We start from the raw sequence: 21,642 nt of genomic DNA on the forward strand, positions 1-21,642 counted from the left end.
ACCCCGCCGTAATCAGATAATGCGGTTGGTCTTGAGATCGCGCAGGAAGCCACCCCAGCGACGCTCGTAGAACGGAGTGATGTGCTCGGTAATAAAGTGGCTGATCCCCTTCTCACCTTTCTTCACCTGACAGATATCAATCGGCTCATCGCCCGGCAGGGTGTCGGTCGCCACGCTTCCCGCCGCCTGGATGATCTCGTCGATATCGCCGTCGGCCTCAATCCCTATCAGCAGAACAGGCTTTTCGTCAGCGCTCTCTTTGATGGAGCAGAGAAACGCGCGTTTTACCGGCTTGATGGTTTTAAACAGCGTGGTCAGGGAGTCAATCATCTGCGCGGGCGGCTCGGCCACTTCAGACAGCAGCAGCGTTTCGCCCCCTTCCAGCACCTCCTGAGTGCTGAGCGGGTTGCCCTCGTCACCAATCAGGTGGCTGATTTCGCGCGGAGTAAACTCTTTCCCGGTCGGCAGTTTGGCGTTGAGGAACAGCGTCTGCCCCAGGGTCATTTCGAACAACGTGCGCACCGGCATCACCACGAACGCCTGTTCGTCTTCTACCGCTTCCTGCAAGGCCTCGAGCGAAGTAAAGAACGGGATCACCGACGTGCCGTCGTCTTTCTCCCAGTGCAGCAGATCCAGCGCGCTGTCTTCGACAACCTGCTCCCCTTCCGCTGCGGTGCCCGGCACCCAGACGGTGGATTCCAGCAGCGTGCGGAAAAAGGCCGGACGGTGGGCGGGCTCGGTCGCCGCCTGCTCCAACAGGGTTTCTAATTCGTTTTTGGTTTCTGACATAACAATTCCAGATGTCGAATTTCCCCCTCACCCCTGCCCTCTCCCATGGGGAGAGGGTTAGGGTGAGGGCAAAGAGCATTACTCAGCCGTCAGCAGGTTCGCTACGGTACGCACGCCCAGACCGGTCGCACCCGCAGACCACTGCTCAACCGCCGCTTTACGGTAGGTTGCGGAGCAGTCAATGTGCAGCCAGCCTTCATGGTAGTTCTCAACGAAGTGAGACAGGAAGCCTGCTGCGGTGCTTGCCCCCGCCGGGTACGCTGCGCTCGCGGTGTTGTTCAGCTCGGCGAAGTTAGACGGCAGCTGGCTGCGGTGGAACTCGGCCAGCGGCAGACGCCAGAACGGTTCGTTTTCCGCCGCCGCGCTGGCCAGCAGGCGAGCGGCCAGCTTGTCGTCGAAGCTGAACAGGGCGTGATAGTCGTTACCCAGGGCAGTTTTCGCCGCGCCAGTCAGGGTCGCCATGTCGATAATCAGCTCCGGCTTCTGCGCAGAGGCGTCGATCAGGCCATCGGCCAGCACCAGACGGCCTTCGGCGTCGGTGTTCATCACCTCAACGTTTTTACCGTTGCGGTAGCGAATGATGTCACCCAGCTTGAAGGCGTTGCCGCTCACCATGTTATCCGCGCAGCACAGGTAGAGCTTCACGCGCTTGTTCAGGCCGCGGGTGATAGCGAAGGCCAGCGCGCCGGTAATGGTCGCCGCGCCGCCCATGTCGGACTTCATGGAGTCCATGAATGCGCTCTGCTTCAGGCTGTAGCCGCCGGTGTCGAAGGTGATGCCTTTCCCGACCAGACAGGCAAAGACCGGCGCTTCTTTGTCGCCGGTTGGGTTGTAGTCCAGCGCCAGCAGGACCGGAGGACGCTCTGAGCCACGGCCCACGGTGTGGATACCCATGTAGTTCTGCTCGCGCAGGTCTTCCCCTTTAGTGATGCGGTAGGACATCTTTTCGCCCGCCACACCGCACAGCAGGTCAACGGCGCGCTGCGCCAGCTGTTCCGGCCCCAGCTCTTCCGCCGGTGCGTTAATGGTGTCGCGCACCCAGTCGATAATGTTCAGGCGGCTTTCCAGCTCTTTCTGACCGGCTTCGTCGAGGTTCGCCCACTCAATTTGACGGGTGCCTTTCGGCCCTTTGTAGCCTGCCCAGAACGCCCAGCTGCGGTCGGTGTCCCAACCTTCCCCTTCCAGCGACACATGCTTAATGCCAAGACCGTCAATCTTACGCGCGGCGCGCTGGATCAGGCCCAAATCATCGTTGCCCGTCAGGTGCAGGGTAATGCCGTCGTTATTAATGCTGTAGGTGGCTTTCTCGCCCCAGCGCGCGTCGGCAGGCTGATTCGAGAGCGTAATCTTCATCGCTTCGGTCATTTTATTTTTCCTTATTAGCAACTAGCAAACGGGCCGCCTGAAGGCAGCCCGTTTTGTTATTTATTCTGCTTCATCTAACCAGACTAACAGAATCGCCTCCAGAATTTTTTCATTGGATGCGTTGGGATCGTCGTCGAAATCCTCTAAATCGCAGATCCACTGATGCATGTCGGTGAATCGTACGGTCTTCGGATCGAGATCCGGGTTCGCGTCGTAGAGCGCTTCGCCGATTTCACGGCTGTCTGTCCACTTCAGTCCCATATTAATGCTCGCGTGCGTGGTTGATGGTGTAGCGTGGGAACTCCACGACCAGATCTTCATCGGTCACCGCGGCCTGGCAGCTTAAGCGGCTGTCTGGCTCCAGACCCCATGCTTTATCCAGCATGTCGTCTTCGTCTTCGGTGCTCTCGGCGAGAGAGTCGAAACCTTCACGCACGATGCAGTGGCAGGTGGTGCAGGCACAGGATTTTTCACAGGCGTGTTCCACTTCGATACCTGCACGCAGGGCTACATCGAGAATGGTTTCACCGGTCTTCGCTTCCAGAACAGCGCCATCCGGACAGAGGTCCGCATGAGGCAAAATTACAATCTTTGGCATATTAAACCTCGTCCACGGACTGGCCTTTCAGCGCGACGCGGACAGATTTGTCCATGCGGCGAGCAGCGAAGTCCTGGGTTTGTTTATCAACGTTTTTAATGGCTTCTTCTATCGCGTCAGCGTCATTGCCTTCGGCCACGGCGCTTAAGCGCGCGGCAGCGTCGTCAATCACCTGGCGCTCAGCGGCGCTTAACAGCGCGGCGTCGGCAGCGAGCGCGCCGTTCAGGCTTTCCAGCACGCGTGCGGCTTCAACTTTTTGTTCCGCCAGCATACGCGCCTTCACATCCTGCTCGGCGTAGCTCATTGAGTCCTGAATCATGGAGGCGATTTCGCCATCGGTCAGGCCGTAGGACGGCTTAACCTGAATAGACGACTCGATACCGGTCGATTTTTCCATCGCCGTGACGCTCAGCAGGCCGTCCGCATCCACCTGGAAGGTGACGCGAATATGCGCCCCGCCCGCAGGCAGCGCTGGAATTCCGCGCAGCGCAAAGCGCGCGAGAGAGCGGCAGTCCTGCACCAGCTCACGCTCGCCCTGCATCACGTGGATGGACATCGCGGTCTGGCCGTCTTTGAAGGTGGTGAACTCCTGCGCGCGCGCCACCGGAATGGTGGTGTTACGCGGAATGACTTTCTCCACCAGGCCGCCCATGGTTTCTAAACCCAGAGACAGCGGGATGACGTCCAGCAGCAGCATTTCGCTGTCCGGCTTGTTGCCGACCAGGTTATCGGCCTGGATAGCGGCGCCGACGGCAACCACTTTGTCCGGGTCGATAGAGGTCAACGGCGTGCGGCCAAAGAATTCCCCCACGCGCTCGCGTACCAGCGGCACGCGGGTTGAGCCGCCAACCATGACCACTTCCAGCACCTCGTTAGCCTCAACGCCTGCATCCTTCAATGCGCGACGGCAGGCCAGCAGGGTACGCTTAACCAGAGGCGCAATCAGTTCGCTGAACCGATCGCGGGTAATCTCACCCTGCCAGCCTGCGACGTTCACGCTGACGGACTGTGCATCGCTCAGGGCGATTTTGGCGTCGATGGCCGCATCCAGCAGTTCACGCTGCACGTGCGCATCGCTGCGATCGCTGATGCCCGCCTGCTCGCGGATGTAATCTGCCAGCAGATGGTCGAAGTCATCGCCGCCGAGCGCGGAATCTCCGCCGGTCGCCAGCACTTCGAACACGCCGCGACTCAGGCGCAGGATAGAAATATCAAAGGTGCCGCCGCCCAGATCGTAGACCGCGATCACCCCTTCCTGACCGGAGTCGAGGCCGTAGGCAATCGCCGCCGCCGTCGGTTCGTTCAGCAGACGCAGCACGTGCAGGCCCGCCAGACGCGCGGCGTCTTTGGTGCCCTGACGCTGTGCATCGTCGAAATAGGCCGGAACGGTGATCACCACGCCGTCCAGATCGCCGCCGAGCGTCGCCGTGGCGCGTGCCGCCAGCGCTTTAAGGATGTCAGCAGAAACGCGAATCGGGTTCAGCAAACCGGCTGACGTCGCGATCATCGGCAGGCCGTTTTCGCTGGCCTGTAGCTGATACGGCAGATGCGGGTAACGGGTCTGGATATCAGCCAGCGAGCGGCCCATCATGCGCTTAACCGAGCTGATGGTATTGGCCGGATCGCGCGCGGCGTTAGCGCGGGCATCAACCCCGACCGCGTGACCCTGCTGTTGGTAGTGGACTACAGAAGGCAGCAGATGGCGCCCCTGCTCGTCAGCCAGCGTTTCCGCCTGGCCGCTGCGCACGGTCGCCACGAGGGAATTGGTGGTGCCCAGGTCAATACCGACCGCCAGACGACGCTGGTGCGGTGCGGCACTTAAGCCAGGCTCACTAATTTGTAATAAGGCCATAATTGCTTCCGAAATTAAAAATCGAGCAGCTTTTCTTCGAGTTGTTCAGCACTGCTTCGCAGTTTATCGAGAAAACGGAGTTTGCGCACAGTGTCTGCCGCCACGTCCCAGGTCTCGTTGTTCAGTTGCTCCACCATCTGCTGATGGCGGGTATCGAACATACCCTTTACGCGCGTGATAAAGCTTTCCAGGCGCGCTTCGTCTTTAGCCTGTTCAATTTCATCCAGCTCTTCGCGCAGCTCCAGTTGTTCCATCAGAAAGGCGGTGTCGCGCACGGTATGCTGTTCGCTCGCCAGATCGAAACCGTGAAGCGAGAGCAGATATTCTGCACGCGCCAGCGGATGACGCAGCGTTTGCCAGGCCTGGTTGATGGTGGCGGAGTGTGATACCGCAGCCAGTTGCTCTGCCTGCGTCCCGCTGGCGAATTTATCCGGATGGTACTGACGCTGGAGATCCTGAAAACGGACCGTCAGCACCTGGAGATCGATCGGGTATTGAGCGGGTAGTCCGAAGAGAGTGAAGTAATCCATAACAATCTCAGGGGTAGCCTGTTAGAACAAACCCCACGCGTAGCAAAGCCACGGTGGGGTTTCGGATGACGCGCGGTTAAACGTGGAAGCTTTCGCCGCAACCACACTCGTCTTTGACGTTCGGGTTCGTGAATTTGAACCCTTCGTTCAGGCCTTCTTTTACGAAGTCCAGCTGAGTGCCGTTGAGGAATTGCAGGCTTTTGCCATCGACCACCACCTTCACGCCCTTGTCTTCAAACACGGTGTCATCAGACGCCGGTTCGTCAACAAACTCCAGTACGTAAGCCATACCAGAACAGCCGGAGGTACGTACGCCCAGTCGCAGGCCAAAGCCTTTACCACGGTTCGCCAGAAAAGAGCTTACTCGCGCGGCAGCGCTGTCGCTAAGGGTAATCGACATACTCAAACCTCAATTATTTTGCTTCACGTTTGCTTTTGTAATCCGCAATGGCGGCTTTGATCGCGTCTTCTGCCAGAATTGAGCAGTGAATTTTCACCGGCGGCAGTTCGAGTTCTTCAGCAATATCCGTGTTCTTGATTGCCTGTGCTTCGTCCAGAGACTTGCCCTTCACCCATTCGGTGACCAGGGAGCTGGACGCGATAGCAGAACCGCAGCCGTAGGTCTTGAAGCGCGCGTCTTCAATGATACCTTCATTGTTGACTTTGATCTGCAACTTCATCACGTCGCCACATGCTGGTGCACCGACCATGCCGCTACCAACAGATTCGTCGCTGTTGTCAAAAGAGCCAACGTTGCGCGGGTTTTCGTAATGATCGATGACTTTTTCGCTGTATGCCATGATTGAATTCTCCTTATGTACCGATTAGTGATGTGACCATTCAATGCTGTTCAGATCCACGCCCTGCTTGAACATTTCCCACAGTGGAGAAAGGTCGCGCAGACGGCCGATGGAGTTACGAACCAGCTTGATGGTGTAGTCAATCTCTTCTTCGGTAGTAAAACGACCTAAAGAGAAACGGATAGAGCTGTGTGCCAGCTCGTCAGTCATACCCAGCGCGCGCAGCACGTAGGATGGCTCCAGGCTTGCAGAGGTACAGGCAGAGCCGGAAGAAACGGCCAGGTCTTTCAGCGCCATGATCAGCGACTCGCCTTCAACATAGTTGAAGCTGACGTTGAGGATGTTCGGCGCGCCCTGCTCGAGATCGCCGTTCAGATACACTTCTTCCATATCTTTCACGCCGTCCCACAGACGGTTACGCAGCGTGCGCAGGCGTGCCATCTCGGTTTCCATCTCTTCTTTTGCAATGCGGTAGGCTTCGCCCATGCCCACGATCTGGTGAACAGGCAGCGTACCGGAACGCATGCCGCGCTCGTGACCGCCGCCGTGCATCTGTGCTTCGATGCGGATACGTGGCTTACGACGAACGTACAGCGCGCCGATACCTTTCGGACCATAGATTTTGTGACCGGAGAAGGACATCAGGTCCACTTTCAGCTGGCTCAGGTCGATAGGCAGTTTGCCCACGCTCTGGGTCGCGTCCACGTGGTAGATGATACCGCGCGCGCGGCACATTTCGCCGATGGTCGCGATGTCTTGTACCACGCCGATTTCGTTGTTGACGTGCATGATGGAGACCAGAATGGTGTCATCACGCATCGCCGCTTCGAGCTCTTTCAGATCGATAATGCCGTTGCTCTGTGGCGCCAGATAGGTGACTTCGAACCCTTCACGCTCCAGCTGACGGCAGGTGTCCAGCACGGCTTTGTGTTCGGTTTTGCTGGTGATGATGTGCTTGCCTTTTTTCTGATAAAAGTTGGCTGCACCCTTAATCGCCAGGTTGTCGGATTCGGTCGCACCGGAGGTGAAAACAATTTCACGCGGGTCGGCACCGACCAGGTCAGCAATCTGATTACGGGCGATATCAACCGCCTCTTCAGCATGCCAGCCAAAACGGTGTGAACGGGAAGCTGGGTTACCAAAGTTTCCGTCCAGGGTCAGACACTGCATCATTTTCTCGGCAACACGCGGGTCCACCGGCGTGGTTGCGGAGTAATCGAGATAAATCGGTAATTTCATTGCTCTATAAACTCCGTACATCGCTTCAATGCAAGGAATCAGGCAACCGGCTGGATGTACGACCGAGTACGCGGGGTGTGACCACCCCGGCCTGATTCTGAATACTTATCTTTTTAATTACGCGCGCAGTTTAACGTCGATGGCGTCCTGCGTGCGGGTGCTGCGCTGTGAATCCTGACTATGCTGACGCCCAGAGACATCCAGAACTTCCTGGTTATTCACCAGCTCACCGAGGGTGATGTTGTTCAGGAAGCCGGTCAGACGGTCGCTCAGATCGCGCCACAGCGCGTGGGTCAGGCATTTATCGCCGCCCTGACAGCCGCCTTTACCCTGGCAACGGGTCGCGTCAACGGATTCGTCAACCGCGCTAATCACTTCGCCAACCGCAATACTGCCCGCGTCTTTACCCAGCAGATAACCGCCGCCCGGGCCACGAACGCTGGACACCAGTCCATTTTTACGCAGTCTGGAGAACAGCTGTTCCAGGTAAGAGAGGGAGATCCCTTGTCGTTCAGAAATATCAGCCAACGGAACCGGGCCCGCTTCGGAGTTGAGCGCAACGTCCAGCATCGCGGTCACGGCATAACGCCCTTTAGATGTCAGTCTCATGTCTTACTTAACCTCAAACTCGCCCCTGCCCGGGGTTTTTTATTGTAAAATGGGGGTATTGCATAGCAGGGCCAAGTCTGACATTCCTGACTAAATTGGTCAACTATTTACTTGACTGTTTTAGTCAGGTATTTAACCTTCTGTGCCTTCATAATATAGGTGCGGCCTGATGCCCTCACCCCAGCCCTCTCCCACGGGGAGAGGGGGAAATCGACACTACGCTTTGTTCTTCTGCTCAATCGACGCCAGAATCCCGCGCAGAATGTTCAGCTCCTGGCTTTCCGGGCGGGCGCGGGTGAACATACGGCGCAGCTTGTTCATCACCTGACCCGGGTGGCCTTCACGGATAAAGCCGGTTGAGAGCAGCGTCTGCTCCAGATGACCGTAGAAGCGCTCCAGATCGTCCACCAGCGGGTAGGCCGTCTCTTCTTTAGGTTCGACCGGTTTCTCCTGCGTCGCCAGCCATGCCATGCGCACTTCGTAGGCAATGACCTGCACCGCCATCGCCAGGTTCAGCGAGCTGTATTCCGGATTGGCGGCAATCGCCACGTGGTAGTGACACTTCTGTAGTTCCTCGTTGGTCAGGCCAACGCGTTCACGACCAAACACCAGCGCAACCGGCGCCTGTTCCGCTTCTGAGATACTTTTCAGGCCGCATTCGCGCGGGTCCAGCATCGGCCAGGGCAGCGTACGGGAGCGCGCGCTGGTCCCCACCACCAGACTGCAACCGGCCAGGGCTTCGTCCAGGGTGTCCACGATCTGCGCATTCCCGATCACGTCGCTGGCGCCGGCCGCCAGAGCAATAGCCTGAGAGTCTGGTTTCACCAGCGGATTAACCAGCCACAGGTTCGTTAAGCCCATGGTTTTCATAGCGCGGGCCACAGAGCCCATGTTGCCGGTGTGCGATGTTTCGACCAGCACGATTCGAATGTTTTGCAGCATAATTTTTAGATGTCTGGATTCAGTGTCTGAAGAATATTCGGGCATATTATCATAAACGAGAGACATAATCCGATCCCGCTGCTATACTCTGCGCCGATTTTCCTGTTCTTTAACATCCAGTGAGAGAGACCGATGCATCCGATGCTGACCATCGCCGTGCGCGCAGCGCGCAAGGCGGGTAATGTAATTGCCAAACACTACGAAACCCCAGACTCCGTAGAAACCAGCCAGAAAGGCAGCAATGATTTCGTGACTAACGTCGATAAAGCCGCAGAAGCGATTATTATCGAAACGATCCGCAAATCTTACCCGCAGCACACCATCATCACCGAAGAAAGCGGTGAACATGAAGGTACCGATCAGGATGTTCAATGGGTTATCGATCCACTGGATGGCACCACCAACTTCGTTAAACGCCTGCCACACTTCTCTGTGTCTATTGCAGTACGCATCAAAGGCCGTACTGAAGTCGCCGTTGTTTACGATCCAATGCGTAACGAACTGTTCACCGCAACCCGCGGTCAGGGCGCGCAGCTGAACGGCTACCGTCTGCGTTGCAGCAATGCACGCGATCTGGACGGCACGATTCTGGCGACTGGCTTCCCGTTCAAGGCGAAGCAGCACGCAACCACCTATATGAATATCCTGGGCAAGCTGTTCACCGAATGCGCGGACTTCCGTCGCACTGGCTCTGCTGCACTGGATCTGGCCTACGTGGCGACCGGCCGCGTTGACGGTTACTTTGAGCTGTCACTGAAGCCGTGGGACTTCGCGGCGGGCGAGCTGATCGCACGTGAAGCTGGCGCGATTGTTTGCGACTTCACCGGCGGCCATAACTATATGTCTACCGGCAACATCGTTGCAGGTAACCCGCGCGTTGTTAAAGCCATGCTGGCAAACATGCGTGATGAACTGAGCGATGCGCTGAAGCGTTAATTCAGTCTGTTAAGCCCGGTGGCGCTACGCTTACCGGGCCTACAACACGCCTCAGATACGGCTAGAAAGGCCGCAACCCCCTTCCCACCGGCACCGCGCTCATCCACATCGTGACCGCAGCCACCAGCAGAATCACCCCGCCCGCCAACGCAAGCGTCGTCCAGCCAACCTGTCGCCACAATACCGGCGTTTTATTGCCGCTGAGTTTTACCGCCAGCTGACGGAAGCTGTGCACCAGCAAGGCTAACGAAGAGATCGTCAGAGACGTTCCCGCCGCCATCGCCAGCGCCGAGAGCATGCCCCAGCCAAATACGCCTGTCACTTTGCTGAACAACAGCACCATGATTGCGCCCGAGCACGGACGCATCCCCATTGAGAGCACAATCATCAGACGCGCACGCCAGTCGTCACCATTCTGTAATTGTTCCTGCGTCGGCAGATGCTGATGCCCGCACCCGCAGTTTTCATGGTGAACGTGATGCGGCGTAAAGGCTTTGAATTTTGGTTTTTGCAGCAACGCGCGCAATTTTTTCAGCGCCCGCCAGCAGAGGATCAACCCCAGCACGCCTACCAGCGCGTAACTCCCCTTCTCCAGCCAGAAGCTGCTCATATGCAGCTGGCGAGCCGGCAGCTGTAGCAGCGAGAGGACGACCACGACCAGCGCAATCGCCACCCCGCCCTGAAGTAAAGAAGAAGCCAGCGTCAGGCCGATACTCGATTTCAGCTTCGACGGATGCGTGGCAAGCCAGGTCGTGATGACAATTTTGCCGTGCCCCGGTCCCAGGGCATGCAGCACGCCATAGATAAAGCTGAACGCCAGAAGAGCGCCGCCCGCTTTGGTCGGATTTTCCGCCACGGCTTTCAGCAGCACGCTCATCTGCTGATTAACTTCCCGCTGCCAGAGGACGCTTTTCACCATCACCTGCGGCCATGCCTGCCACAGCCAGAGCGCGCCGCCAACCGCTAACAACAAAAAGAGCGCCAGAGGCCAGAGGTGCAGCCAGCGACGCGGCTTACTGACGGGAGAGGAGATCACTGACATTGTAACGTCACCTCCTGCGCGAACTGTTTACCCAGCTCCATGTCCTCAGGCGGGGCATCTGCTTTATCCAGCGAGATCGCAAAGTTCAGCGTCTCTTCGCTGGGTTTAGGGGTGTGCACGCCAATTTTGCAGCTTTTTTGCAGCGCGTCCGGCAGCCGTACGTCGCTGTCTTTGTCATAGCGCATATCGACATAGTAGGTAGGGTCAAAAGTGGAAAAGCGGTACGTTTGCCCGGCCAGCGGCTGAGGATGCGCCAGCGGAAGCACGAACGTAAGCACCGCCTGATGACCTTCGCGGGTCATGCCGTACTCCGTGGGACGGTTAAGAAATTTCACCTTTTGTCCGTTGTGCCAGAACTCGGTGAAGTAGTGCTGACCCAGCACGTTGGCCATCACCTCCGCCGCCAGCTTTTTCCAGATCTCATCGCCGGGCTTTGCGTTTCCGGCATCGTACAGCAGGTCGGCGGAGGTGATTTCATCCATCGTCCAGTGCATCTTCAGGCCACTGAGCTGTGTGCCGTCCGTCACCAGTTCGGTTTTCAGGCTGATAAAACTGTGAGGATGTGCGCCGGCGGCGAAAGTGAAAACCGCCAAAAATAACGCTACCGCGCTTTGTTTAACTATTTGCATCTGTTCCTCACGTCAAAAATTCTGTGATGTTCGCCAGCAATCCTGAGTGAAAGGCCTGCCGGTGCGCTTTTCAGCGCCCATCCTTTAGCTATTCTTATCAAACATTCACACTGGATACCCGACAGATGATGACGACGCTTGAAATTCCATCTGTGCTTTCCAGTTCGCAGCGCCGCTGCCAGGTGCTTTTGATGCTTTACCTGCCCGATGCTGCCGTCACCGCACAGAGCATAATCGCTGCCAACGGCGTGGACGACGTCATGGCACGGCAAGATATAGCCGAGACGCGCGATGAAATCCAGCGCTATCATCGGCTTGATATCGTCACGCACCATGATGGCTGCTACCGAATTGAGGGTACCGCCCTGAATCAACGTTTGTGCCTGCTGCACTGGCTGCGCAGGGCGCTTCGGCTGTGTCCACATTTTGTCGCCCAACAGTTTACTCCTGCCTTAAAAACCGCGCTCAAACAGCACGGCATTGCCCGCCCGCTTTATGACGATGCGAACCTTCGGGCGCTTATCAACTTTTGCGCGCGCAAGCTTCAGCGCCAGTTTGAGTCCCGCGACGTACAATTTTTACAGCTCTATCTGCAATATTGTCTGATTCAGCATCATCTGGGCAATACGCCGGAGTTTTCGCCCGTTCAGCGCAGCTGGACGCAGTCCCGAGGGGAATACTTTACGGCGCAGGAAATTGTCCGCCACTGGAAACGGCGCGTCCCGCAGGGAACGCACAGCGATGAACAGCTGTTCCTGGCGCTGCTGTTTATGATGCTTCGCACACCCGACCCGGTGATGGATAAACACCAGCAGGATCAGCGCCTGCGTCGCGCCATCGTGCGTATGATTGCCCGCTTCCGGGCACAAACCGGGATGAACTTCAGCGATGAGCAAGGTCTGACCGATCAGCTTTATATCCATCTGGCTCAGGCGCTGGACCGCTCCTTGTTTGACATCGGCATCGACAACAGTCTGCCGGAAGAGATCCACCGTTTATACCCCCGGCTTCTGCGCACCACTAAAGAGGCGCTGTTTGAGCTGGAAGCCGAATTTGGTCTGCGATTCTCCGGTGAAGAGATGGCTCTGGTGGCGGTGATTTTTGGTGCCTGGCTGATGCAGGAGACCGATCTGCATGAAAAACAGGTGGTCCTGTTAACGGGGGAAAATAAAGCCTGTGAAGAGTTAATTGAGCAGCAGCTTCGCGAGCTGACGCTGCTGCCGCTCAATATTCGTTATCTTAGCCTGGAGGCGTTTAAGAAGGAGGGCGCGCCCCGCGAAGCGGCGCTGGTTATTACGCCTTATCCAACCGCCCTGCCGCTGTTCTCGCCGCCGCTCATTCATGCCGTTGAGACCCTGAACACGCAGCAGCAGGAACACATTCGCGTAATGCTCGAATCGTAGTTACGTGCGAGCAGCGACTTTAGGGCGAATAACGATGGCCGGTAAAGCGACCAGCGCCATCACCCAGAACACACCGTGCCCCAGGTGCTGATAGAGGAAACCGGCAAATACGGTCATCACCGCAATACTGCCGCCCATCGCCACCGCTGAATAGACCGCCTGAAGACGAATAACGTCCCCACCCTCTCGCGCCGCGATGTAGCGCATCGCCGCCAGATGGCAGACGGTGAAGGTTCCGCAGTGCAGAATTTGCGCCACAATCAGCCACGGCAGCTCCGTCGTCCAGCCCATGATGCCCCAGCGCGCCACGCCGCACACGGCGGAAAGCAGCAGCAGGTCACGCGCCCCGAAACGACGGAACAGTTTTTGGCTCAGCGCGAAGATAATAACCTCCGCCACCACGCCGAGCGACCACAGGTAGCCTACCGCAGAAGCCGAGTAACCCGCCCCCTGCCAGTAGATGGCGCTGAAGCCATAATAGGCCGCATGCGCCCCCTGAAGCAGACAGACGCAGGCCAGGAAACGCCAGCTTTGCGCCACCAGCGAGCGCCAGGCGGGCCAGCCGGCGCTCTCCTGATGGCGGCTTTCGCCCTGCGGCATCACCGACGGACGCAGCAACATACCGAGCAGCATTGAGGCGATGCCGAGCGTTAGCAGCGCCAGAATGGCACGATAGTCATAGAGGCTGACCAGTTTCCCGACCAGCGCAGAGCCGATCACGAAGGCAATCGATCCCCACAGGCGCACGCGGCCATAGTCCATGGTGATCTGCTTTTGCCAGGTGTTCGCCAGGGCATCCGTCAGCGGCACCAGCGGGGAGAAGAACAGATTAAAGCCAACCATTACCACCATCAGCCAGGCAAACTGGTGGCTAACCCAGAAGCAGGCTGCAAAGACCAGCGTCAGCAGGGCCAGAATTCGCACCGCTTTAATCAGTAAGGAGGGATCGCTGACGCGGGGCGCAATCAGCAGACTACCCAGGAAGCGTGCCACCAGCCCCGCGCCCAGCAGGATGCCAATGGTCTCTGGCGTCAGACCAATTCCCTTGAGCCAGACGCTCCAGAAAGGCAGAAAAATACCGTAACTAAAGAAATAGGTGAAATAGCTGAGCGCCAGCCAGCGCGTGGAATGCAAGACCATGAATCCCTCCCGAAATGGAGGCGATAGTCTGGCGTTAATCCCTGACTTTAGCAAGTCGTTAGCGCGCTATAAATTAACTAAAAATTAACATCATCACCAGCCGGACAGCGTATGGCGAGAGCGGTAAAACTGTATTACGTTTATAAGACATCGCCTGAAGAGGTCGTTTGCCATGAACAGCTTACGTTATTTCGATTTCGGCTCCTCTCGTTCTCTCCTGCTTTTAATTGCCCGCATTGCTATCGTGGTCCTGTTTATTATTTTCGGTTATCCCAAGCTGACGGGGTTTAGCGGCACCGTTCAGTATATGACGTCGCTCGGCGCCCCCATGCCCATGCTGGCCGCGATTATTGCGGTGGTGATGGAAGTCCCCGCCGCGATTCTAATCGTGCTGGGCTTTTTCACCCGCCCTCTCGCGGTGATCTTTGTCTTCTATACGCTGGGAACGGCGGTGATTGGTCACCACTACTGGGATATGACGGGCGATGCGGTCCTGCCAAATATGATTAACTTCTACAAAAATGTGAGTATCGCTGGCGCATTTATTTTGCTGGCGATTACCGGGCCGGGGGCCATCTCCCTCGATCGACGTTAGCCCATAAAAAAAGGCCGCATGAGCGGCCTTTTTCAGTTCTGCAACGCAGAGAATTATGCGTACACCGGGAAGCGTGCGCAGATGTCCAGCACTTTACCTTTAACGCGCTCGATAACCGCGTCGTCATTGATGTTGTCCAGAACGTCACACATCCAGCCCGCCAGCTCTTTTACTTCCGCTTCTTTAAAGCCACGACGAGTTACGGCCGGAGAACCGATACGGATACCGGAGGTCACGAACGGGCTCTTCGGATCGTTTGGCACGCTGTTTTTGTTCACGGTGATGTTGGCGCGGCCGAGGGCTGCGTCAGCTTCTTTACCGGTCAGGTTCTTATCAACCAGGTCCAGCAGGAACAGGTGGTTTTCAGTCCCGCCAGAGACCACTTTGTAGCCACGATTCAGGAACACTTCCACCATCGCTTTGGCGTTTTTAGCAACCTGCTGCTGATAAACCTTGAACTCTGGCTCCATCGCTTCTTTCAGCGCGACGGCTTTCGCGGCGATAACGTGCATCAGCGGGCCGCCCTGGGCGCTTGGGAACACGGCGGAGTTCAGCTTTTTGTACAGCTCTTCGTCACCGCCTTTCGCCAGGATCAGCCCACCGCGTGGACCCGCCAGGGTTTTGTGGGTGGTGGTGGTCACAACGTGCGCATGTGGAACCGGGTTCGGGTAAACGCCAGCGGCAATCAGACCGGCAACGTGCGCCATGTCGACGAACAGGTACGCGCCGATGCTGTCAGCGATTTCACGCATTTTTGCCCAGTCAACGATGCCGGAGTAAGCAGAGAAGCCACCGATGATCATCTTCGGCTTGTGCTCTTTGGCCTGCTTCGCCATGTCTTCGTAGTCAATTTTACCGGACTCATCAATACCGTAAGGGATGATGTTGTACAGTTTACCAGAGAAGTTAACCGGGGAGCCGTGAGTCAGGTGGCCGCCCTGCGCCAGGTTCATACCCAGAACGGTATCGCCCGGCTGCAACAGCGCGGTATAAACAGCGAAGTTAGCCTGAGAGCCAGAGTGCGGCTGGACGTTCGCGTAGTCAGCGCCAAAGAGTTCTTTCGCACGGTCAATAGCCAGCTGCTCAACGATATCAACGTATTCGCAACCGCCGTAGTAGCGCTTGCCCGGATAACCTTCAGCATATTTGTTGGTCAGCTGAGAACCCTGCGCCTGCATCACGCGCGGGCTGGTGTAGTTTTCGGAGGCGATCAGTTCGATGTGCTCTTCCTGACGTACTTTTTCCTGCTCCATAGCCTGCCACAGTTCGGCATCATAATCGGCAATGTTCATTTCACGCTTTAACATCCGCATCTCCTGACTCAGCTAACAAGTAAATTTTTGGCCTGAAAAGGCAGTCCTGTTGGACGACGGGCAACAGTATAACTGAATAGTTCTGCGATAACAGGTCTTGACAAACGATTTTACGCAAACGTTTACCTCCACGCCACGCAAGGGTTTGAGCAATAAAGCTCTCACCATTTTCAACGGATTTCTTTTCAGCTTTGTGATGCATATTTTTCACGATGCAAAGAACCATTTACATTGCAGGGGTATTTTTATAAGATGCATATAAAATACATCATTAAAGTAACATCAGAAGGAAGCTGCTATGCTCGACGCCCAAACCATCGCTACCGTGAAAGCCACAATCCCCCTGCTGGTTGAAACGGGTCCTAAACTGACCGCCCATTTCTACGATCGCATGTTCGCGCATAACCCGGAGCTCAAAGAGATTTTCAACATGAGCAACCAGCGTAACGGCGATCAGCGCGAAGCGCTGTTTAACGCTATTGCCGCCTATGCCAGCAACATCGAAAACCTGCCGGCTCTGCTGCCTGCGGTGGAAAAAATCGCGCAGAAGCACACCAGCTTCCAGATCAAACCTGAGCAGTACAACATCGTCGGCAGTCACCTGCTGGCGACCCTGGACGAAATGTTCAGCCCGGGCCAGGAAGTACTGGATGCCTGGGGGAAGGCCTATGGCGTACTTGCAAACGTATTCATCAACCGTGAAGCACAGATCTACAGCGAAAACGCCAGCAAGAATGGCGGCTGGGAAGGCACGCGCGCCTTCCGCATCGTTGAGAAAACCCCGCGCAGCGCACTGATCACCAGCTTTGAGTTTGAGCCAGTTGATGGTCAGCCAGTTGCCGATTACCAGCCGGGCCAGTATTTGGGCGTCTGGCTGAAGCCTGAAGGCTTCCCGCATCAGGAGATTCGCCAGTACTCCCTGACCCGCAAGCCAGACGGCAAAGGCTATCGCATTGCGGTTAAACGTGAGGAAGGTGGTCAGGTATCCAACTGGCTCCATAACGAAGCCAGCGTGGGCGACGTGGTCCATCTGGCGGCACCGGCGGGCGATTTCTTTATGGCCGTTGAAACGAATACCCCGGTGACGCTTATCTCCGCAGGCGTGGGTCAGACGCCAATGCTGGCGATGCTGGATACGCTGGCGAAAGCAAACCACAGCGCGCAGGTTAACTGGTTCCACGCGGCGGAGAACGGTGATGTTCACGCCTTTGCGGACGAAGTGAAAGCGCTGGGAGCGGGTCTGCCACACTTTACCGCGCATACCTGGTATCGTTTACCCACGGAAGCCGACCGCGCAGCGGCTCGTTTCGACAGCGAAGGCCTGATGAATTTAGGGCAGCATGAAGGGGCGTTCAGCGCACCGGGGATGCAGTTCTACGTTTGTGGGCCGGTAGCGTTTATGCAGTATGCCGCGAAGCAGCTGGTAGACCTGGGCGTGAATAAAGACAACATTCATTACGAATGTTTCGGCCCGCATAAAGTGCTGTAATGCAAAAAGCCCCTCAACGAGGGGCTTTTTTTTCGCCGGGTGGCAGCTGCGCCTTACCCGGCCTACCAAATCTTTTTTAAATCGCCGCGTCGTCTTCTTCGCCGGTACGGATACGGATCACGCGCGCCACGTCAAAGACGAAGATTTTCCCGTCGCCAATTTTACCGGTCTGCGCCGTGCGGATGATGGTATCCACACAGGTATCGACGATATCATCGCTTACCACGATCTCGATTTTCACTTTCGGCAGAAAGTCCACCATGTACTCTGCGCCACGGTATAGCTCGGTGTGGCCCTTCTGACGACCAAAACCTTTCACTTCAGTTACGGTCATCCCGGTGATGCCTACTTCTGCCAGCGCTTCACGTACATCATCCAGTTTGAAAGGTTTAATAATCGCATCAATCTTTTTCATGGTGGGTCCTTAAACTCTTGCCAGTAAGCAGCCTCGTAATCGGTTGCTCACAGTATCATATTCAGGCGAATTTTGCGGTATTACTCTTTAAAATCGTTCGCTTCCAGCTCATGGCGTGAGAGCAATTTATAAAACTCGGTACGGTTACGCCCGGCCATGCGCGCCGCGTGGGTCACGTTGCCTTTGGTGATTTGCAGCAGCTTGCGCAGATAGTTCAGCTCGAACTGGTTTCGCGCTTCCGCAAACGTCGGTAAGGCCGTGTTTTCCCCCTCGAGCGCCTGCTCCACCAGCGCATCGCTGATCACCGGCGATGACGTCAGCGCCACGCACTGCTCAATCACGTTCACCAGCTGGCGTACGTTGCCCGGCCAGCTTGCTGTCATCAGGCGTTTCATCGCATCGGTGGAGAACGCGCGCACGAATGGTTTGTGGCGGTCAGCGGCCTGGCGCAAAAGGTGATTTGCCAGCAGCGGGATATCTTCCGCACGCTCGGCCAGCGCCGGGATTTTCAGGTTGACGACATTCAGTCGATAGTAGAGATCTTCGCGGAACTCGTTGCGCGCCATCACCTTGGGCAAATCGCGATGGGTAGCGGAAATAATGCGCACGTTGATATCGATATCGCGGTTGCTGCCAAGCGGACGCACTTTCCGCTCCTGCAACACGCGCAGCAGTTTGACCTGCAACGGCGCGGGCATATCGCCAATTTCATCAAGGAACAGCGTGCCCCCCTCAGCCGCCTGGAACAGCCCTTCACGGCTGCTCACCGCGCCGGTAAAGGCGCCGCGGGCATGGCCGAAGAGCTCAGACTCAAGCAGTTGTTCCGGCAGCGCGCCACAGTTGATGGCAATAAAGGCATTTTTACTGCGTGGGCTGGCGTTGTGGATCGCCTGGGCCAGGATCTCTTTCCCGGTCCCGCTCTGGCCGTTGATCAGCACGCTAACGTCGGATTGCGCCACCATCCGCGCCTGTTCCAGCAGGCGCAGCATCACAGGGCTACGCGTCACGATGGATTCACGCCAGCCGTCGTCGCCGGATGGCGCCGCGTGCTCAAGAGCGCTGTCGATCGCTTTATAGAGGGCGTCTTTATCCACCGGTTTGGTGAGGAAGCTGAATACCCCCTGCTGCGTCGCGGCCACCGCATCAGGAATAGATCCGTGAGCGGTGAGGATAATCACCGGCATCCCGGGCTGCTGCTTCTGGATCTCCGTGAACAGTTGCAGGCCATCCATTTCATCCATGCGCAAATCGCTGATCACCAGATCGATTTTCTCGCGGCTGAGCACTTTCAGCCCCTCCTGCCCGCTTTCAGCGGTGACCACGCTGTAGCCTTCGCTGACCAGACGCATCCCCAGCAGCTTTAAAAGCCCGGGATCGTCATCCACCAGTAACAGATGGGCAGGTTTACGGCTTGTCATGGCTTCACATCCTCTTGTTTCGGCGTCTCACTGTCTGGCGTCGTGGCAGAGTTGCCTTTCGACCCATCGGGCAGATAGCTGCCTGCCGGCTTACGCGTCGAGAGCTGTCTTTCGATATCGGTCAGATTTTCGAGCTTGCGGGTGGTGGTTTCCAGCTGCTCGCGCAGCGACTCCTGCTGCTGGCGAAGCGCATCAAGCTCGCTGTCGCTTGACTGCTGCAATTTGCTGTAGCGGAAACGCTCTTCGGACAGCTGTAATTGCAGGGTTTGTCCGTCCCGCCAGAGCTGATAAACCGGGCGCACCTGGGGGGGAATATTGATCACGTAAGTATCCAGCCGCGTCACGTTGGCGCGGCGTTCGACAGGCGTGATTCTGGCATCCGCCATCACGATCCCGCGTTTAAACGCGTCCTGCCAGGTATCGTCCATCAGCATCGCCGCCTGGGCACGGGCCTCGGCGGGCGCCAGTCGCTGGGCGCAGTCTATTCCGCGCAGCCAGAACAGCGGATTGGATTCAACATCACGCCCCGACAGGCTCCAGATATCATCGCAACGTGTTGAAAGGAAATCGGCCAGCTGTTTTTGCGGCCATTTATCTTCCTGTTTGTGGCTAATCGCACTTTTTGGTGCATGGGTTACACAGCCGGCCAGCAGTAAGCAGGGCAGGCTGAGGCGCACATTTTTGCTGGAAAACACCGCGCGCAGTGCGCGGTAAAAGACGTGTGACATACTCACCAGGTTGTTATTCATTTCATTGATTTTTCCGGCTCAAGAGGCAGTTCGATACGAAAACAGACATCGGCGCGTTCATCACTCACGATGTTAAGCTCACCCTGCATGCGTCGTATGCAGTCGCGGGCAATACTCAGCCCCAGACCACTTCCTTTTACCGCACCTTTTCGCTGATGACTCCCCTGGAAGAAGGGCTCAAAGATCATCGTTTTTTCATCATCCGGAATCGGGCTTCCCGTATTCGCTACGTCAATAAATACCCGCGAACCGTTGTTATTGCTTCTGATATAAATGGTACCGGATTCAGTACCATAGTGCACCGCATTGGAATAAAGATTATCCAGTACGCTCATTAGGAGCATCGGCTCTGCCAGGCAGGATGGCGCATTGAGATCCACCTGGGTATGCATCATTTTAGCTCTTGCTGGCAGGCTATGGGCGGAGATCACCATGTCCACCAGCGGTTCAATCTCAACGCTTTCAAGCACCACAGCACCATCCGCCAGCTTGCGGTTATAGTCCAGCAGTTGTTCAATAAGTTTTTGTAAATTGCGGCTACTGGCATCCAGAATCGCCACGATCTCTTTTTGCTCAGGGGATAACGGCCCCGCCACTTCGTCTGCCAGCAGCTCCGTGCCTTCACGCATACTGGCCAGCGGTGTTTTGAGTTCGTGTGAGATATGGCGCAGGAACTGGTGACGCTGCGATTCCAGCCACGCCAGGCGTTCAGAAAGCCAGATGATGCGCTGACCGACCGAGCGCAGCTCGCGCGGGCCTTTAAAAACAACCGTATCCCCGAGAGATTTGCCCTCCCCCAGGCGGTTAATCATCCGCTGGATCCCCTTTACCGGGCCGATGATCATGCGGGTAAAGAGCAGTACCAGCCCCAGGCTGACGAGGAACAGCACCAGCGCCTGCCAGCCGAAGAACTGGCCGCGCTCGGCAATCTCCTGCTGGAGTTGTTGACCACGGGAAAAGATAACCGTACGGGTGGACTGCACCATCTCCGTATTGGCGTTCGCGAAGGCTTCAAGTCGGGCGGCGGCGGCGGCATCAGGACCGCTGTTTTTGCACTGGAGCTGCGCCAGATCGTTCAGATCCTGACGCAGCGCCTGATAGAGTTTGTCATCCGGCAAGACTCCGGCATGGGCATCCAGCATTTCGCTGTAGCGTTTACGCTGGTTCTGATAGACCCTCTCCAGCGTACGGTCGTCCAGCACGCAGTACTGGCGATAGCTACGCTCCATCTCCAGCGCGGCGTTGGTCATTGCCTCGCTACGGCGGGCATCAATAAGCGTGGTGCGGTTAGTCAGGGCCGCCTGGGCACTTAACGCATTCAGGCTTTGCCATGCCTGCCACGCCAGAACCAGCAAAGGTAGCAGGATCAGCAGGAAGGCCATCATAACGAGCTGTCGCAGGGAGCGAGGGAAAGCGGGCCAGCGTTTCAACACATTACTCTCATCATCCGGGTTTGAGGAGAGCGTAACTGAGTCTGCCCTTCAGATACAACAAAGCCGGGTAAAAACCCGGCTTTGTCATGGAATAAGGCGGTGCCTAACTCGACGTTTCGCCCTGGCCTGATAAAGCATTGCAATAATCAGTAGTTGGACGGCAGGCACCTTTTTGTGCGTCATTCGAAGTTTATGTAGCACGTCCCGAAGGGGCTGACATAAGAAGGTGAATGAGCCACTGGCTACTATTATGCAACATGCGTGCCAGATTGCAAACTTTGATACTATCCTTATGATTAATAATTGTTTTATTATTAAAATGCATTGATTGTCAGGTGAATGATTTCCAGGCTAAG

At 56.6% G+C, this 21,642-nt stretch carries 23 protein-coding genes; 4 read left to right on the forward strand and 19 right to left on the reverse strand.

The window, feature by feature from the left end; translation table 11 throughout:
- Positions 1 to 12: 12 nt before the first annotated feature.
- From sseB to trmJ, 11 genes are all read right to left on the reverse strand, one after another.
- A complete protein-coding gene (gene sseB, locus L384_RS00295) occupies positions 13 to 789 on the reverse strand; it encodes an enhanced serine sensitivity protein SseB (RefSeq protein WP_023325069.1) in 777 nt (258 codons plus the stop codon).
- A gap of 78 nt (positions 790 to 867) precedes the next feature.
- Positions 868 to 2,154 (reverse strand): aminopeptidase PepB, encoded by a 1,287-nt coding sequence (gene pepB, locus L384_RS00290; RefSeq protein WP_023325070.1) that lies wholly within the window; start codon positions 2,152 to 2,154, stop codon positions 868 to 870.
- Between the two features lie 60 nt (positions 2,155 to 2,214).
- Positions 2,215 to 2,415, reverse strand: a complete 201-nt coding sequence (gene iscX / locus L384_RS00285) for a Fe-S cluster assembly protein IscX (protein ID WP_003860650.1) — start codon at positions 2,413 to 2,415, stop codon at positions 2,215 to 2,217.
- Position 2,416: 1 nt separating this feature from the next.
- Positions 2,417 to 2,752 carry an ISC system 2Fe-2S type ferredoxin gene (gene fdx / locus L384_RS00280; protein ID WP_003860652.1) on the reverse strand — a complete coding sequence of 112 codons (336 nt, stop codon included), beginning with the start codon at positions 2,750 to 2,752 and terminating at the stop codon, positions 2,417 to 2,419.
- Between the two features lies 1 nt (position 2,753).
- Positions 2,754 to 4,604: a Fe-S protein assembly chaperone HscA gene (gene hscA / locus L384_RS00275; protein ID WP_023325071.1), complete on the reverse strand. Its 1,851-nt coding sequence runs from the start codon at positions 4,602 to 4,604 to the stop codon at positions 2,754 to 2,756.
- A 14-nt stretch (positions 4,605 to 4,618) separates the two neighbouring features.
- On the reverse strand, positions 4,619 to 5,134 hold the full coding sequence (gene hscB / locus L384_RS00270) for a co-chaperone HscB (RefSeq protein ID WP_023325072.1): 516 nt from the start codon (positions 5,132 to 5,134) through the stop codon (positions 4,619 to 4,621).
- Between the two features lie 76 nt (positions 5,135 to 5,210).
- Positions 5,211 to 5,534, reverse strand: a complete 324-nt coding sequence (gene iscA / locus L384_RS00265) for an iron-sulfur cluster assembly protein IscA (RefSeq protein ID WP_003860659.1) — start codon at positions 5,532 to 5,534, stop codon at positions 5,211 to 5,213.
- A 13-nt stretch (positions 5,535 to 5,547) separates the two neighbouring features.
- Entirely contained in the window at positions 5,548 to 5,934 is a 387-nt protein-coding gene (iscU, locus tag L384_RS00260) for a Fe-S cluster assembly scaffold IscU (protein WP_003860661.1), read from the reverse strand.
- A 24-nt stretch (positions 5,935 to 5,958) separates the two neighbouring features.
- Positions 5,959 to 7,173, reverse strand: coding sequence for a cysteine desulfurase (gene iscS / locus L384_RS00255; protein ID WP_003860663.1), 1,215 nt, complete (start codon positions 7,171 to 7,173; stop codon positions 5,959 to 5,961).
- A 117-nt stretch (positions 7,174 to 7,290) separates the two neighbouring features.
- Positions 7,291 to 7,782 carry a Fe-S cluster assembly transcriptional regulator IscR gene (iscR, locus tag L384_RS00250; protein WP_003860665.1) on the reverse strand — a complete coding sequence of 164 codons (492 nt, stop codon included), beginning with the start codon at positions 7,780 to 7,782 and terminating at the stop codon, positions 7,291 to 7,293.
- A gap of 216 nt (positions 7,783 to 7,998) precedes the next feature.
- On the reverse strand, positions 7,999 to 8,724 hold the full coding sequence (gene trmJ, locus L384_RS00245) for a tRNA (cytosine(32)/uridine(32)-2'-O)-methyltransferase TrmJ (protein WP_003860666.1): 726 nt from the start codon (positions 8,722 to 8,724) through the stop codon (positions 7,999 to 8,001).
- 132 nt (positions 8,725 to 8,856) lie between these two features.
- On the opposite strand from trmJ, the gene suhB reads away from it, so the two are divergent.
- Entirely contained in the window at positions 8,857 to 9,660 is an 804-nt protein-coding gene (gene suhB, locus L384_RS00240) for an inositol-1-monophosphatase (protein ID WP_003860668.1), read from the forward strand.
- A 61-nt stretch (positions 9,661 to 9,721) separates the two neighbouring features.
- Here the strand turns inward: suhB and L384_RS00235 are convergent, their stop codons facing one another.
- Entirely contained in the window at positions 9,722 to 10,702 is a 981-nt protein-coding gene (locus tag L384_RS00235) for a nickel/cobalt transporter (RefSeq protein ID WP_023314655.1), read from the reverse strand.
- A complete protein-coding gene (locus L384_RS00230) occupies positions 10,693 to 11,331 on the reverse strand; it encodes a DUF1007 family protein (protein WP_022651599.1) in 639 nt (212 codons plus the stop codon). The genes L384_RS00235 and L384_RS00230 overlap by 10 nt, the downstream gene beginning before the upstream one ends.
- 125 nt (positions 11,332 to 11,456) lie before the next feature.
- On the opposite strand from L384_RS00230, the gene csiE reads away from it, so the two are divergent.
- Positions 11,457 to 12,734, forward strand: a complete 1,278-nt coding sequence (csiE, locus tag L384_RS00225; RefSeq protein WP_023325073.1) for a stationary phase inducible protein CsiE — start codon at positions 11,457 to 11,459, stop codon at positions 12,732 to 12,734.
- Here csiE and L384_RS00220 read toward each other — a convergent pair whose 3' ends face one another.
- Positions 12,735 to 13,874 carry a 3-phenylpropionate MFS transporter gene (locus L384_RS00220; RefSeq protein ID WP_003860673.1) on the reverse strand — a complete coding sequence of 380 codons (1,140 nt, stop codon included), beginning with the start codon at positions 13,872 to 13,874 and terminating at the stop codon, positions 12,735 to 12,737.
- Positions 13,875 to 14,046: 172 nt separating this feature from the next.
- On the opposite strand from L384_RS00220, the gene L384_RS00215 reads away from it, so the two are divergent.
- The gene (locus L384_RS00215; RefSeq protein ID WP_003860675.1) at positions 14,047 to 14,469 is read left to right on the forward strand and encodes a DoxX family protein; all 423 of its coding nucleotides are present in this window, start codon (positions 14,047 to 14,049) and stop codon (positions 14,467 to 14,469) included.
- 53 nt (positions 14,470 to 14,522) lie between these two features.
- On the opposite strand, the gene glyA is transcribed toward L384_RS00215, so the two are convergent.
- A complete protein-coding gene (glyA, locus tag L384_RS00210; RefSeq protein WP_003860678.1) occupies positions 14,523 to 15,776 on the reverse strand; it encodes a serine hydroxymethyltransferase in 1,254 nt (417 codons plus the stop codon).
- 304 nt (positions 15,777 to 16,080) lie between these two features.
- On the opposite strand from glyA, the gene hmpA reads away from it, so the two are divergent.
- Entirely contained in the window at positions 16,081 to 17,271 is a 1,191-nt protein-coding gene (gene hmpA, locus L384_RS00205; protein ID WP_023325074.1) for an NO-inducible flavohemoprotein, read from the forward strand.
- A gap of 76 nt (positions 17,272 to 17,347) precedes the next feature.
- Here the strand turns inward: hmpA and glnB are convergent, their stop codons facing one another.
- The 4 genes from glnB to qseE all read right to left on the reverse strand — a co-directional run bounded on the left by glnB (position 17,348) and on the right by qseE (position 21,283).
- Positions 17,348 to 17,686 (reverse strand): nitrogen regulatory protein P-II, encoded by a 339-nt coding sequence (gene glnB, locus L384_RS00200; RefSeq protein WP_003860685.1) that lies wholly within the window; start codon positions 17,684 to 17,686, stop codon positions 17,348 to 17,350.
- An 80-nt stretch (positions 17,687 to 17,766) separates the two neighbouring features.
- The gene (glrR, locus tag L384_RS00195) at positions 17,767 to 19,104 is read right to left on the reverse strand and encodes a two-component system response regulator GlrR (RefSeq protein ID WP_003860687.1); all 1,338 of its coding nucleotides are present in this window, start codon (positions 19,102 to 19,104) and stop codon (positions 17,767 to 17,769) included.
- Entirely contained in the window at positions 19,101 to 19,853 is a 753-nt protein-coding gene (gene qseG / locus L384_RS00190; RefSeq protein WP_003860689.1) for a two-component system QseEF-associated lipoprotein QseG, read from the reverse strand. Before qseG ends, glrR begins: the two co-directional genes overlap by 4 nt.
- Positions 19,850 to 21,283 (reverse strand): two component system sensor histidine kinase QseE/GlrK, encoded by a 1,434-nt coding sequence (gene qseE / locus L384_RS00185; RefSeq protein ID WP_032610263.1) that lies wholly within the window; start codon positions 21,281 to 21,283, stop codon positions 19,850 to 19,852. Before qseE ends, qseG begins: the two co-directional genes overlap by 4 nt.
- Positions 21,284 to 21,642 lie beyond the last annotated feature (359 nt).

Source organism: Enterobacter sp. MGH 38 (genome assembly GCF_000492855.1).
Classification (GTDB): Bacteria; Pseudomonadota; Gammaproteobacteria; order Enterobacterales; family Enterobacteriaceae; genus Enterobacter; species Enterobacter hormaechei_C.